This is a genomic window from Amycolatopsis sp. CA-161197 (assembly GCF_050942255.1).
Lineage (GTDB): Bacteria > Actinomycetota > Actinomycetes > Mycobacteriales > Pseudonocardiaceae > Amycolatopsis.
Map to the genome: position 1 here is coordinate 2,461,453 of NZ_CP192059.1, position 13,258 is coordinate 2,474,710.

16 protein-coding genes are annotated in these 13,258 nt (G+C 72.8%); 8 read left to right on the forward strand and 8 right to left on the reverse strand.

What is annotated here, in order from left to right:
* Window positions 1-85: 85 nt before the first annotated feature.
* From bioB to ACQPXB_RS11835, 3 genes are read left to right on the forward strand one after another with little or no spacing between them, the layout of a single operon-like run.
* Window positions 86-1,102 carry a biotin synthase BioB gene (gene bioB, locus ACQPXB_RS11825; protein ID WP_386956621.1) on the forward strand — a complete coding sequence of 339 codons (1,017 nt, stop codon included), beginning with the start codon at window positions 86-88 and terminating at the stop codon, window positions 1,100-1,102.
* Window positions 1,089-1,307: a hypothetical protein gene (locus ACQPXB_RS11830; RefSeq protein WP_366585826.1), complete on the forward strand. Its 219-nt coding sequence runs from the start codon at window positions 1,089-1,091 to the stop codon at window positions 1,305-1,307. The genes bioB and ACQPXB_RS11830 overlap by 14 nt, the downstream gene beginning before the upstream one ends.
* A gap of 56 nt (window positions 1,308-1,363) precedes the next feature.
* Window positions 1,364-1,969: a DUF2567 domain-containing protein gene (locus ACQPXB_RS11835; protein WP_432851454.1), complete on the forward strand. Its 606-nt coding sequence runs from the start codon at window positions 1,364-1,366 to the stop codon at window positions 1,967-1,969.
* A 4-nt stretch (window positions 1,970-1,973) separates the two neighbouring features.
* Here ACQPXB_RS11835 and ACQPXB_RS11840 read toward each other — a convergent pair whose 3' ends face one another.
* The gene (locus ACQPXB_RS11840; protein WP_366585830.1) at window positions 1,974-2,696 is read right to left on the reverse strand and encodes an LON peptidase substrate-binding domain-containing protein; all 723 of its coding nucleotides are present in this window, start codon (window positions 2,694-2,696) and stop codon (window positions 1,974-1,976) included.
* 39 nt (window positions 2,697-2,735) lie between these two features.
* Window positions 2,736-3,371 carry an NUDIX hydrolase gene (locus tag ACQPXB_RS11845; protein ID WP_285974736.1) on the reverse strand — a complete coding sequence of 212 codons (636 nt, stop codon included), beginning with the start codon at window positions 3,369-3,371 and terminating at the stop codon, window positions 2,736-2,738.
* A gap of 113 nt (window positions 3,372-3,484) precedes the next feature.
* On the opposite strand from ACQPXB_RS11845, the gene nadA reads away from it, so the two are divergent.
* The 5 genes from nadA (at window position 3,485) to ACQPXB_RS11870 (ending at window position 8,635) form a co-directional block, all read left to right on the forward strand.
* On the forward strand, window positions 3,485-4,498 hold the full coding sequence (gene nadA, locus ACQPXB_RS11850) for a quinolinate synthase NadA (RefSeq protein ID WP_386956592.1): 1,014 nt from the start codon (window positions 3,485-3,487) through the stop codon (window positions 4,496-4,498).
* Window positions 4,495-6,135 carry an L-aspartate oxidase gene (locus ACQPXB_RS11855; protein ID WP_432851457.1) on the forward strand — a complete coding sequence of 547 codons (1,641 nt, stop codon included), beginning with the start codon at window positions 4,495-4,497 and terminating at the stop codon, window positions 6,133-6,135. Before nadA ends, ACQPXB_RS11855 begins: the two co-directional genes overlap by 4 nt.
* Window positions 6,132-7,031 (forward strand): carboxylating nicotinate-nucleotide diphosphorylase, encoded by a 900-nt coding sequence (nadC, locus tag ACQPXB_RS11860; protein WP_432851459.1) that lies wholly within the window; start codon window positions 6,132-6,134, stop codon window positions 7,029-7,031. The genes ACQPXB_RS11855 and nadC overlap by 4 nt, the downstream gene beginning before the upstream one ends.
* 72 nt (window positions 7,032-7,103) lie before the next feature.
* Window positions 7,104-8,276 (forward strand): S8 family serine peptidase, encoded by a 1,173-nt coding sequence (locus tag ACQPXB_RS11865; protein ID WP_432851461.1) that lies wholly within the window; start codon window positions 7,104-7,106, stop codon window positions 8,274-8,276.
* Window positions 8,273-8,635, forward strand: coding sequence for a hypothetical protein (locus tag ACQPXB_RS11870; RefSeq protein WP_432851463.1), 363 nt, complete (start codon window positions 8,273-8,275; stop codon window positions 8,633-8,635). The genes ACQPXB_RS11865 and ACQPXB_RS11870 overlap by 4 nt, the downstream gene beginning before the upstream one ends.
* 434 nt (window positions 8,636-9,069) lie before the next feature.
* On the opposite strand, the gene ACQPXB_RS11875 is transcribed toward ACQPXB_RS11870, so the two are convergent.
* The 6 genes from ACQPXB_RS11875 to ACQPXB_RS11900 form a co-directional block, all read right to left on the reverse strand.
* Window positions 9,070-9,432: a hypothetical protein gene (locus ACQPXB_RS11875; protein ID WP_432851465.1), complete on the reverse strand. Its 363-nt coding sequence runs from the start codon at window positions 9,430-9,432 to the stop codon at window positions 9,070-9,072.
* Window positions 9,429-10,730, reverse strand: coding sequence for an alpha/beta hydrolase (locus tag ACQPXB_RS11880; RefSeq protein WP_432851466.1), 1,302 nt, complete (start codon window positions 10,728-10,730; stop codon window positions 9,429-9,431). The genes ACQPXB_RS11875 and ACQPXB_RS11880 overlap by 4 nt, the downstream gene beginning before the upstream one ends.
* Window positions 10,731-10,746: 16 nt before the next feature.
* Entirely contained in the window at window positions 10,747-12,048 is a 1,302-nt protein-coding gene (locus tag ACQPXB_RS11885) for a WXG100 family type VII secretion target (protein ID WP_432851468.1), read from the reverse strand.
* Window positions 12,045-12,443: a hypothetical protein gene (locus tag ACQPXB_RS11890; protein WP_366585848.1), complete on the reverse strand. Its 399-nt coding sequence runs from the start codon at window positions 12,441-12,443 to the stop codon at window positions 12,045-12,047. Before ACQPXB_RS11890 ends, ACQPXB_RS11885 begins: the two co-directional genes overlap by 4 nt.
* Before the next feature lie 97 nt (window positions 12,444-12,540).
* Window positions 12,541-12,840, reverse strand: a complete 300-nt coding sequence (locus tag ACQPXB_RS11895; RefSeq protein ID WP_285969303.1) for a hypothetical protein — start codon at window positions 12,838-12,840, stop codon at window positions 12,541-12,543.
* Window positions 12,841-12,861: 21 nt separating this feature from the next.
* Entirely contained in the window at window positions 12,862-13,206 is a 345-nt protein-coding gene (locus tag ACQPXB_RS11900; protein ID WP_326569543.1) for a WXG100 family type VII secretion target, read from the reverse strand.
* Window positions 13,207-13,258 lie beyond the last annotated feature (52 nt).

A 13,258-nucleotide genomic window follows, 5' to 3' on the forward strand; every position in this document is an offset into this window, starting at 1 on the left:
GCAACCCGTGCGGCGGGCTCTCAGGCACCATGACGGGGAGCGCGCCCGTGCAGTACCCCGACAGACAGGAGACGTCGTGACCGCAGTGGCGGGAAAGCCGGAGACCGCGGACGTGCTGGCCGTCGCGCGCGAGCAGGTGCTCGAGCGCGGGGTGGGGCTGTCCGAGGACCAGGTGCTGGCCGTGCTCCGGCTGCCCGACGAACGGCTCGGCGAGGCGCTGCAGCTCGCGCACGAGGTGCGCATGCGCTGGTGCGGCCCGGAAGTCGAGGTCGAGGGCATCGTCAGCCTCAAGACCGGCGGCTGCCCCGAGGACTGCCACTTCTGCTCGCAGTCGGGGCGGTTCCCGTCGCCAGTGCGCTCGGCGTGGCTCGACATCCCGGGCCTGGTCAAGGCCGCGCGCCAGACCGCTGAGACAGGCGCGACCGAGTTCTGCATCGTCGCCGCCGTGCGGGGTCCGGACAAGCGGCTGCTCTCGCAGGTCCGCGAGGGCGTGCAGGCGATCCGCGCCGACGGCAACGACATCCAGATCGCGTGCTCGCTCGGCATGCTCACCCAGGAGCAGGTGGACGAGCTCGTCGAGATGGGTGTGCACCGCTACAACCACAACCTCGAGACGGCGCGCTCGCACTTCCCCGACGTCGTGACCACGCACTCGTGGGAAGAGCGCTGGGACACCCTGCGCATGGTCGCCGAGGCCGGCATGGAGGTCTGCTGCGGCGGCATCATCGGCATGGGGGAGACGGTCGAGCAGCGCGCGGAGTTCGCCGTGCAGCTCGCCGAGCTGAGCCCGCACGAGGTGCCGATGAACTTCCTCATCCCGCAGCCGGGCACGCCGTACGAGAACTTCGAGATCGTCGAGGGCAAGGACGCGCTGCGCACGGTCGCGGCGTTCCGGCTCGCCATGCCGCGCACGATGCTGCGCTTCGCCGGCGGCCGCGAGCTGACCCTGGGCGACCTGGGCGCGGAGCAGGGCATGCTGGGCGGGATCAACGCGATCATCGTCGGCAACTACCTGACGAACCTCGGCCGGCCCGCGAGCGCGGATCTCAAGATGCTCGACGAGCTGAAGATGCCGGTCAAGGCCCTCAGTGACAGCCTCTGAACCAGCCGCTGACGCACCCGCCTTCTGCGTCCACTGTGGACAGGCGTCGCCCGGCGGCGCCGATCACGACGCCTGCCACAACCCGCGCACGGCGCTGGAACCGCCGCGGTTCTGCGTGTTCTGCGCCCGCCGGATGGTGGTTCAGGTGACGCCCGTCGGGTGGACGGCGCGCTGCAGCAGGCACGGCGAGACCGCCAGTGGTTGACCGCGGGTGCTGACCGGTTACGCTCGGTCCGCACAAACGCAGGGAGGGAGTCCCGGGTGGTCGATTCCGCGGGCAAGGCAGCACACCGGTCGTCCGCCGTGGCCGACGCCTGGTCGGTGCCGAACCTCTTCCCCCCGCACCGCGCGCGGCCGAAGGTCGTGGTGAAGGCCGACCTGCTGCCGGCCGTGAGCGTGCTGTCGACGGCGGGCCTGCTCGGCATCCCGCTCGGCTGGCTGTGGTCGCTGATGGCGCCGCCGCAGCGCGAGCGTGTGGTCACCGCCGACGGGCAGCGCGTGCCGCTGGAGCTGGAGAGCTGGCACCGCTTCGACGACCTGGCCATCTACGGCTTCCTGGCGCTGGCCACGGGACTGCTGATCGGCGTGATCGTGTGGCTGATGCGCGAACGCCGGGGTCCGGTCGTCTTCGTGGCGGCCGCGGGCGGGGCCGCGCTGGCCGGCTGGCTCGGCACGCAGGTCGGGGTGGCGTTCGTGAACTCGAAGTACGCCATCGACACGGCGCCCGCGCTGGGCGCGGTGATCTCGGCGGCGCCGCAGCTGGAGTCCGGGTGGATCTGGCTGGCGGCCCCGTTGGTGACCTCGCTCGTCTACGGGCTGCTCGCGGCGTGGAACGGCCGCGAGGACCTGGGCCGTCGGCTCGGCTGAGTGGCTAGTTGAGGTTCGCCGGCTTCGAGAAGTCGGCGAACTCGGTCGGCGGCAGCGGCACGGCGCTGAGCGTGTCCAGGAACCACGCTTCGCGCGTGAGCAGCCGGCAGACGATGCGCAGGCGCCGCAACGGGTGCGTCTCCTCCAGCAGCAGCTGGCGGTCTTCCAGCGGCAGCAGGCAGTCGGCGGCGAGCTGGTAGGCGAGCTCGTTGACGTCGGCGTCGTCGTCCGGTGTGGTCCAGTCGTCGTCGTGCCAGGCGGCCTCGCAGTACCGGCGGTGGGCCGCGCGCGCGACCTCGCCGAGGCGCTGCGCGGGTTCGGCCGCGCTGGCGGGCACGGCGTCGTCGGGCAGCCAGTCGACCACGCCCATCAGGTAGGGCGCCGACGTGCAGTCGAGCTCGCGCAGGCGGAAGCGGCGGGCGGCCTTGGTGACCACGTCGTAGCGTCCGTCCGGCAGCCGCTTCGCTTCGCGCAGCACGGTGCTGCAGCCCACGTCGTATACATGGTCCAGACCACGTACCTCACGCACGAGCGGGGCGCGCAACGCGATCACGCCGAACTCGCGCCCCGGCACGGTGCCGCCCACGAGGTCCGCGGTCAGCTGCCGGTAGCGCGGTTCGAAGATGTGCAACGGCAGGTGCGTACCGGGCAGCAGTACGGTCTGCAGCGGGAACAACGGCAGTGTCGCCGTCCCGCTGGGGTTCTGCTCCTGCTCCGGCTCGGTCACGCGTCCACCGTACGGGTACCGGGGCACGCTCGCAGTCCGTCACCTTTTCGGCGGCGGCTTGAGGACTGCGAACGGGTCCGTGATCTGCATCCCTTTGCCCGCGAAGGAGAACAGCGCCGCCGGGCGCCCGCCGGCCCGGCCGGGTGACGCGGTGTCCCCGGTGGGCACGAGGAGTCCCCGGCGCGACAGCACGCGCTGCAGGTTGGTCGCCGACACCCGGTAGCCCAGCGCGGCGGAGTAGAGCCCGCGCAGCGCGGAGATCGTGAACTGCTCGGGCGCCAGGGCGAAGCCGAGGTTGGTGTAGCTGAGCTTCGAGCGCAGCCGGTCGCGGGCGCGCAGCACGATCGCCTCGTGGTCGAACGCGGTGCGCGGCAGCGCGGTGACGTCGTGCCACTGCGTGTCCTCGGGGACCTCCGGGTCGACGTCCGACGGCACGAGGCCCAGGAACGCCGTGGCGACCACGCGCGGTCCGGGCACGCGGTCGGGTGCGCTGAAGACCGAAAGCTGCTCCACGTGCTTGAGCTGGCGCACGTCGACCTTCTCCGCGAGCTGGCGGCGGATGGACGTTTCGACGTCCTCGTCGGGGCGCAGCCGGCCGCCGGGCAGCGACCAGCGGCCCAGGTGCGGGTCGAGCGCGCGCTGCCACAGGAGCACGCGCAGTGTGTCCGAGCGCACTTGCAGGACGGCGCACAGAACCTCGTGGGCCAGGGGGGTCTGGGTGTTAAGATGACTCCGCACGGTTTTCGATTATAAGGCGAAAACCCGTCGACGGTCCAGGAGGGCCAGACATGACCACCACGGTTGATGAGCAGGACCTGACCCCGTACGGCGGGGTGGAGGCGAACGCGGACTGGGCGGAGGAGGTGCGCGAGCTCGCCCGCAAGCGCGACGCCGTCCTGCTGGCGCACAACTACCAGGTCCCCGAGATCCAGGACATCGCCGACTTCACCGGTGACTCGCTGGCGCTGAGCCGCATCGCGGCGAGCAGCGACGCGTCCACGATCGTCTTCTGCGGCGTGCACTTCATGGCCGAGACCGCAAAGATCCTGGCGCCGCAGAAGACGGTGCTCATCCCCGACGCGCGGGCCGGCTGCTCGCTCGCCGACTCCATCTCCGGCGCCGAACTGCGGGCCTGGAAGGCCGAGCACCCGGGCGCGGTGGTGGTGTCGTACGTGAACACCACGGCCGAGGTGAAGGCCGAGACGGACATCTGCTGCACGTCGTCGAACGCGGTCGACGTGGTGGCTTCGATCCCCGCTGACCAGGAAGTTCTCTTCCTGCCGGACCAGTTCCTCGGCGCGCACGTGAAGCGCGTGACGGGCCGGCAGAACATGCACATCTGGGCCGGCGAGTGCCACGTCCACGCCGGGATCAACGGGGCCGAACTGGCCGCGCGGGCCGAGGAGAACCCCGACGCCGACCTGTTCATCCACCCCGAATGCGGCTGCGCGACGTCGGCGCTCTACCTCGCGGGCGAGGGCGTGGTGGCGCCGGAGCGGGTGAAGATCCTGTCCACCGGCGACATGGTGCACGCGGCTCGGGACACCAAGGCGCGCTCGGTGCTGGTGGCGACCGAGATCGGCATGATCCACCAGCTGCGCAAGGCCGCGCCGGAGATCGACTTCCGCGCGGTGAACGACCGCGCGTCCTGCCGGTACATGAAGATGATCACGCCCGCCGCGCTGCTGCGGAGCCTGCGTGAAGGCGCGGACGAGGTCCACGTGGACCTCGAGACCGCCGCCCGGGCGCGGGCCTCGGTGCAGCGGATGATCGAAATCGGGCAGCCCGGCGGCGGCGAATGACCACCCCGGTTAACGCTTCACAGGCGAAAACCCCGCTGTGGGAGGCCCGCGCGGACCTCGTCGTCGTGGGCAGCGGGGTGGCCGGGCTGACGGCCGCGCTGCGGGCGCAGGAGCTCGGGCTCCACGTGCTCGTGGTGACCAAGGCCGCGGTGTCCGACGGCAACACGCGCTGGGCCCAGGGCGGCGTCGCGGTGGTGCTGGAAGGTGAGCACGACCGCGGCGACTCGGTCGCGAAGCACGCCGAAGACACCTTCACCGCGGGCGCCGGCCTGTGCGACGAAGATGCGGCGCGCTCGATCCTCGACGGCGGCCCGGCGGCGGTGGCGTGGCTGCGGGCCAGTGGCGCGGAGTTCGACGCCGGTACCGAGGGTCTGGCGCGCACCCGGGAGGGTGGGCACAGCGCGTTCCGCGTGATCCACGCGGGCGGCGACGCCACGGGCGCCGAGGTGGAGCGCACTCTGGTGGCGCAGGCGGGCGACCGGCGCGTGCCGGTGCTGCAGCACCACATCGCGGTCGACGCGTTGCTCACCCCGCTCGGCGAGGTGGCGGGCGTGACCGTGCTGGACCGCGACGGCGTGCCCGGCGTGGTGCGGGCTTCGGCCGTGCTGCTGGCCAGTGGCGGGTTCGGCCAGCTCTACCAGGCGACGTCCAACCCGGAGATCGCGACCGGCGACGGTCTGGCACTCGCCCTGCGGGCGGGGGCGACCGTGGCCGACGTCGAGTTCGTGCAGTTCCACCCGACGGTGCTCTACACGCCCGGGGCGCGCGGCCGGTGCCCGCTCGTCACGGAAGCCGTGCGCGGTGAAGGCGCCACACTTGTCGACGGCGCCGGCCAGCCGGTGATGGCCGGCGTGCACCCGCTGGGCGACCTGGCCCCGCGTGACGTCGTGGCGGCCGCGATCACCCGGCGGATGGGGCTGGCGCCGGGCGGCGTCGACGACCACGTTTTCCTCGACGCCACCGACATTTCCGGCTTCGCGAAGCGGTTCCCGACCGTGCACGCGGCGTGCGCGGTGCTGGGTCTCGACCCGGCCGTGGACGCGATCCCGGTGACGCCCGCGGCGCACTTCGCGTGCGGCGGCGTGGTGACCACTGTGGACGGACGTTCCGGTGTCGCCGGCCTGTACGCCGCGGGTGAGGTGGCCCGGACCGGGCTGCACGGGGCCAATCGGCTGGCGTCCAACAGCCTGCTCGAAGGCCTCGTGGTGGGGCACCGCGTGGCGCAGGCCGTGGCCGCCGACCTCGCGGCCGGGCGGCTGCCGGACCCGTCGCGGGGGCGCCTGCCCTCGCGGACGTCGGCGCCGGCGGCCGAGCGCGACGCGTTGCAGCGCGTGATGAGCCGTTACGCCGCGATCGGCCGCGATGCCGACGGCCTGGCGGCGGCGGGTTCCGTGGTGGACCTGTCCACGCAGGACAGTCCGTTGTGGACGCACGCGGCCGTGGAGGACGCGGCGCTCACCGTGGTGGCGCAGGCGTTGCTCGCGGCAGCGGCGCGACGCACCGAATCGCGTGGCTGTCACGTGCGGTCCGATTTTCCTGAGCGCTCCGACGTCTGGCAGCGCAGCCAGCTCATCCGGCTCAGCCCCTCCGGCCAGCCCGTGCTGGCCGACCCGATCGCCCTGGAAGGTGTGGCATGACCGAGTTGTTCCCGTTTTCCGACGCCGTCTCGCGCGCCCTCGTGGACGCGGGGCTCGAGGTGGCCGACGTCCGCCGCGTCGTGACCACGGCGCTCGAAGAGGACCTGCGTTACGGGCCGGACGCCACCACGGCGTCGACCGTCCCGGCCGACGCGCGCGCGGTGGCCGAGCTGACGCCGCGTTCGCCCGGTGTCGTGGCCGGGCTGCCCGTGGTGCTGGCGGTGTTCGACACGGTGCTGGGTCCGGACTACGAGGTGGTGTCCAGCCGGCCCGACGGGTCGCGGGTGGCGGCGGGCGAGCCCGCGCTCGCGGTGCGGGGCACCGTGCGCGGCCTGCTGACGGCCGAGCGGACGGCGCTGAACCTCGTCTGCCGCCTCTCGGGCATCGCGACGGCGACCGCCCGCTGGGTGTCCGAAGTGGAGGGTTCGGGCACCGCGATCCGCGACACCCGCAAGACGACGCCGGGCCTGCGGCTGCTGGAGAAGTACGCGGTGCGCTGCGGTGGCGGCGTGAACCACCGCATGGGCCTCGGCGACGCCGTGCTGATCAAGGACAACCACGTCGTCGCCGCGGGTTCGGTCACGGCCGCGCTGGCGGCGGCGCGCGAGCACGCCCCGGAGCTGGCGTGCGAGGTGGAGGTCGACAACCTGGCGCAGCTGGAGGAGGCGCTCGCCGCGGGTGCCGACGAGGTGCTGCTGGACAACTTCACGCCGCAGGACTGCGCGAAGGCCGTGGAGCGGCGCAACGCCGTTTCGCCGAAAACGCGGCTGGAATCCTCTGGTGGCCTCACCCTCGACCGTGCTAGGGCCTACGCCGAGTCCGGTGTGGACTACTTCGCGGTGGGGGCGCTCACGCACTCCTCGCCCGCGCTGGACCTCGGGATGGACCTGCGCTGAACCTGTCGCCGCGGCGCCCGCTCGACTAGAATCCCGTTGTCGGACAGCGAGATTCTCCGGGAGGGTGCCGCGGTGAGGTGGCCAGCCGTCTTCGCCGTGGCCGGTCTGGTGGCCGCCTCTTCCCTGTCGTCCGTCGGTGTCGCCGGGTCCGCGAACGCGGTGGGGGCGTGCGCGAACCCGTCCGGCACCTACACCGGCGCCGTGTCGTGGGGCCAGCGGCTCGTCGACCCGCAGCGCCTGTGGCCGCTCACCCGCGGCGACGGCCAGGTCGTGGCCGTGATCGGCACGGGGATCGACGCCCAGAACGGCCAGTTCGCGCCCGGCCAGGTCCTCACCGGCCCCGGCACGGCCCCGTCCGACTGCGACGGCCGCGGCACCATCGCCGCGGGCATCGTCGCCGCGCAGCCTTCGGGGGAGACGACGTTCGTCGGCGTCGCACCGGGCGCGAAGCTCCTGCCGCTGCAGTACGTCGACGCTTCTTCCCACGACGGCGGCGACCCCGGCGCCTTGGCGGGCGCCATGGACACGGCCCTCGACCGGGGCGCGGGGGTCCTGCTCATCGCCGTGCCGGCGGCGTTCGACAGCCCGGCTCTGGACGCGGCGGTCGCGCGCGCCCATGCCCGCGGCGCCGTCGTGGTCTCCGCCGCGGCCGCCACCCAGCAGGGCGCGCACACCTATCCCACCGCGTCGTCGGGCGTGCTGGCCGTCGGCTCCACGAACCAGGCGGGCGCCCCGGTCCAGACCGAAGCCGGCGACTACCTCGGCGTCGCCGCCCCGGGCGCCGACCTGGTCAGCACCTCGGCCGGCGCGGGCGGCGCCGTCGCGCACCGCTGGCCGGTGACGGACCCGGGCCTGGCCGCCGCCTACGTCGCCGGCGTCGCCGCACTGGTGCGCGCCGCCCACCCGGACTTCACGGGCGATCAGGTCGTGACCCGCCTGACCCTCACGGCTTCGCGCCCCCCGTCGGGCGGCCACGACCCCCGCCGCGGCTGGGGCGTGGTGGACGCTTATGCCGCCGTTTCGTCGACGCTGCCCGCTTCCGTCGCGGGCCCGGGCGCGTCGGTCGCTCCGGTTGCCCTGCCTGCCGTCGCCCCTGCTCCGGCCCCGCACACCTCGGCCGTGGACGTCCCCGCCGCCGCCATCGCCCTCGGCGGCGTCGCGCTGGCCGCCGCCGCGGGCATCGCCGTCGCCACCGTCCGCCGCGGCCGCCGCCGCTCGTGGCGCGCCTCCCGGTTCGGGGCGTGATCCCCGTGCGCCGCGTCCTGGTGATCGGCCTCGACCCCACCCGCCTCGACGGCTGGGACCCCGCCCCGGTCCAGGCCGCCATCGCGCGCGGCCAAGCCACCTTCGCCACCCACGGCCTGGCGTCCGACCTCTGCTTGATCGCTCCGGACGACAACCCGCGGGCCACCATCGAATCCGCCCTGACCCAAACCGACTACGGCTGCATCGTCATCGGCGGCGGCATCCGCGGCCACGAGCCGTTGCTGGAACTCTTCGAGCAGGTCGTGAACCTCGTCCACCGCCTCGCGCCCACCGCGGCCATCGCCTTCAACCGCACTCCGGAGGACACGGCCGAAGCCGCCCTGCGCTGGCTTCGCTGACACCTCACCCCGGCACCGCGACCGCCGTCCGGGTCGCCGCGAAGACGGCGCGGAACGGGCGGGCAGTCGGCGGTCGTGGCGCGGATTCGCCGTCGCACCAACGGGTTCGACACGTGCTGAACCGCGGTGGCTGCGGCGGCGAGTCAGGCGTGCTACCGCGCGTTCCGCGCCGATTTCGCTGCCTCGCAGGTCGACGCGGTAGGCCGGTCGCGGCGTGTATTTGCCGTTGCACCAATGGGTTCGTCCGGGCACAGCACGTTCTGAACCGCGCCGTGGGTGGCTGCGGCGAGCCAGGCGCGCTACCCCGTGTCCCGCGCCGGTGTCGCTGCCTCGCAGGTCGTTGCGGTCGGCGGTCGTGGCGCGGATTCGCCGTCGCACCAACGGGTTCGGCCGCTTGCCTGCCCTCGATGTCGAGGCGACGGCAGCTCGTGACCTCAGGCGGGCACCACACACCGCGTCGAGCCGATGATCGCGACGCCGCCGCCGGAGCGGGCGACGTGGACGGTGAAGTCGGCGCCGTCGCGGTGGAAGCGGGCGATGAGTTCGCGCGGGGTGCTGCGGTCGTGCGCGGACCAGCCCACGGCTTCCAGCGAGGGCAGCACCGATTCCGCCAGCTGGTGTTCCGCGTCGCCGCGGTGGTCGAGGCGGACGCCGTACTGCCAGCACACCAGGGTGCCCGGGTGGGCGGGGTCGCAGTCGAGCTCGCCGTCGACCGTGGGGACGGCGCCGGGGCCGAAGGTGGCGGCGACGCCGTCGATGACGGCCGTGAGCTCGTCGGCCAGCAGCGGGAGGGTCATCGCTGCACCCCCGGCACGGTCGTGAGCGCGCCGCCGGTGAGGACGCCGTAGATGTTGGTCCACGAGTCGGAGCCGGGCTTGAGCACGTCGCTGTGGGAAGACAGGCCCCAGAGCTCGTTGCCGGCCGCGTCGTGGCCCGTCGCGAGGTCCGTGACGCCCGGGAACGTGTCGGGGTCGGCGCCGTGGCCGATGCCGGTCCACTCGGCGCCCCAGGCGTTGCCCTGGGCGACGACGATGGGGTCGAGCGGCGCCGTCATCGAGAAGCGCTGCACGCCCGCCTGGCTCGCGGGCAGGTCGGCCGGGCTCCAGACGCCGTGGCCCATGCCGGCCGACTCCACGTGCAGCACACGGTCGACGGCCAGCCCCTGGGAGTCGGCCAGTCCGACGGTCGCGCCGCCGTAGCTGTGGCCGATGGCGGTGATAGTCGCGGCGCCGCCGGTCTGGATGTCGACCTGGCCGCGCAGCTCGTCGCCGAACGTCTTGAGGTCCGGAGCCATCGTCTGCGCGTAGCTCGCGTCCGGGCCTTCGACCAGGGGGTTCTGCGGGAAATCGCCATCGGCCCACACGACCATCGCCGTACGGCCCGTCGGGTCGGCGGCTACCAGGCTGCGGCCGAGGTCGGCGTAACCCTGGAAGTTGTCCAGCCGCGTGTTCACACCCGGCACGAACAGCCCGACGTTGCGCGTCCCCGGCTGGATCGAGCCCACGAGCTCGGCGATCCGTCCGTCGGCCTCGGGGTCGAACCGCAGGATCTGCCGGTTGTTCGCCAGAATGTCCTGGTACAGCGCGATCCTGCGCTGCGAACGCGCGATGTCGTCGGCGCTGCCACCGGCAGACTGAAGCTGCGCAAGATGCGTCTGCTCCGAAGTCAGCGCGGCCGAAACCTTGGTGCGGTTCGCCGCGATGTCCTGAGCCCACGCCCCGCTCGCCGCCGCCCCGACGGGACCGCTCACCGCCGGCAGCGGGTCCTCGGGCAGCAACGACCGGTACGAAGCCGCCACCTGCTCGTCGGCCCGCCGGTACCCCGCGGCCGCCGCGGTGAGCCCGTTCTGCAGCACCTTGGCGCGCTGCACCTGCTCGTCGATCTTCTCGCCGAGCTCGGACAACGTCTTCTTCAACGTCGCGGCGCAGTCCGCCGAAGCGGAAACCTGGCCGAACGCCGTGGTGGGCACGGAAATCCCCGCCACGGCCTTCTGCGCCGTCTCGAGCGCGCCCGCGCGCCCGCCCAGGTCCGCCGCGGCCGCGTCGAGCTTGGCGGGAGCGACCCGGTAACCCCCGGAGTTCACTGCAGCAGTCACCGAGCCGTCCTCCCGATCAGTAGGTTTCCGGCTCTTCGCCGATCACCGACGGAGCCACGGGCGCCTGCTGGCCCCACACGTTCTCCGTCTCCACGAGCCACGCCGGGATCCGGCGGCCCGAACCGAGGTCGCTGCCCGCGCCCATGCCCATCGGCATCATGGGCATCATCGGCATCGCGCTCTTCGCCGCCGCGCCCGCGGCACCGGCCGCACCGCCCGCGAGTCCACTGAGGACGTTCGACGCGCCGCCGTCGCCCGCAAGGCCGGAGTGGGCCGCCGGGGCGTCGCTGCCGCCGGAAAGCCCTCCGCCGCCGGGGATTCCGCCGCCGTCGAGCGACGGCGCGCCACCGCCGCCGATCGGGATGCCACCGCCGGCGCCGCCTTCGGTGCCCGCGCCGCCGCCGAGCTTCGTGCCCGCCGGCTCGTCCTTCTTGTCGTCGGAGTCCTTTCCGGACGCCCACGCCGGCACCTTCGGCATGATCGAACCGAACCGTCCGAACGCCGCCGCCGACGCCGCCGCGAGACCCGCGGTGAACATGTCGCCGAACAGCGGACTGCCCGCGGTGGCCGGGTCGGAGCCCGGAACCCCCGGCGTTCCCGCCACGGAGCCGTCGGCCGGCAGCGGGTGCGAGTCGGCCGGCGTGCCGACGACGACCCCCGGGTCGGCCAGGCCGTTGCCGGTCGCGCCGCCACCGGACGCACCGCCACCGGCCGGGGGAGCGGCCGGCGCGTCGACCGCGTTGGGCGAGACGGGGATCGAGTCCTCGGCGGTGGTGTAGTTCGTGGCCAGGTTGGTCATGACCACGATCGCCTTGGCATGGGCGGAACCCGCGGCGTTCGCGGCCTGCTGCTGCGCCTCGACGTTCGCGATCGCCTGCTGCCGCTGCTGAGCCGCGGCGGCGAGGGTGGCCGGCGACGAGTCGGGCGGCAGCAACGGCGGGTTCACGGCCAGCGCAACCTCACCGGGCGAGACGTCCGGCACCGAAACCGGCGGCGGCATCTCGGCCTTGGCCTTCACGAGCGCGTCGGCCGCGTCCTCCAGCATGTGCTGCATGCCCTGCGCGGTCTGCGCGACCTTGCGGATGCCGCCGACGAGGTCGGTGATCATGTGCGAGTACTGGTCCGCCGCGCCACCGGTCCACTCGCCCGAGAAGTCCGAGAGCTCCTTCGACAGGTTCTCGGCCTGCTCGTGGAGCCCGATCGCGGTGGAGTTCCACTGGTCGGCCGCGGCCTGGGCGCTACTGGGGTCGCCGGCCTGCAGCATCGCGTACAGCTGTTGGTGCGTGTACGCGGCGAAGTTGGTGTGCGCGCCGCTCATACGTCCGTCCCCCCGGAGTGGTTCGAGCCGCCGGACCCGAGGCCCAGCAGCGAAAGCAGCGGATCGAGCAGCCCGGTCTCGCTGCCCGACTGGTGGAGATCGCCGGCCACCGACTGGTCGGCCTGCTCGTAGCCGTCGGCGACGGTGGTGGTCACGTCCTGAGCGAACGTGATCGCGCCGCGGACCTGTTCGAGCAGTCCCCGCATCTCCGCGACGGCCGCGCGGTGGGCGTCGACGAGCGAGCCGGCTTCCCCGAACTCCCCGAACAGCAGCGGGTGGTCGCCGAGCGTGCTGAGGAAGTCGTCGGGCTTGGACATCGCGTGGATCTGGGTTTCCAGCTCCCGCACGAAGTCCTTCAGCGATTGGAGGTGAACGTAGTACGACTGGTCGTGCATCGGTCCCGACCCTCTCGTGCAGAACGGACGCTGGAAAGCCGGTCGGCCGGTGCGAGCGGGGGGTTTCTCGCACCGGCCGACCGACGTCGGGAGCGGATCAGGCGAACAGACCCTGGTTGCGGTTCTCCAGCTGCGACTGCAGGTCGTGGGCGTCGCCCACCTTGCCGCCGAACTGCGCGATGATCGCGACGATGTCGGCGGTGGCCTGCCGCAGCCGCGTCTCGGCCTGGCGGGCGGCCTCACCGGCGGAGCTGCCGGAGGCGTACCACGTCGCCGTGATCGGCTGGAGGTTCTGGTGCAGCTGCTCCAGCTGCGAGGTCAGTGCCTTGGCCTTGGCGGCCAGCGACGCCGAGCTGTACTGCAGCGCGGCGAAGTTGATTTCGACGACGTCAGCCATCTTGCCGGTCCTCTCCGTGACTCAAAGGTTGAGGCGAGGGATCACCGAAGCGCCCTCGAGGTTGTGGCCGACGCTCTGGAAGCTCTGGTGCACGTCCGAGTCGCCGGTGTTGTAGTTCGTGTGGCTCGTGTGCACGAGCTGCGACATGGTGTCGAGCTCCTTCACCGCGGCCTGCATCTTCTCCTGGAGCCGGCGCTGCAGGTCCCAGAACGCCACGGCCTGGTCGCCCTTGTAGTTGCGCAGAGTCTCGGTGAGCTCCGACTCCAAGCTGGCCATGGTCGTCTTCGCGTTCGACGCGGTTTCCTCGAAGCCCTGGACGGCGCGCGTCATCGCAGCGGAATCTGCCTGGAATCCCGGACTGGACATGACGGGCCACCTCCTTCCCTCTCGCGGAAGATCCCGGTGCGCGAGAGGCTTG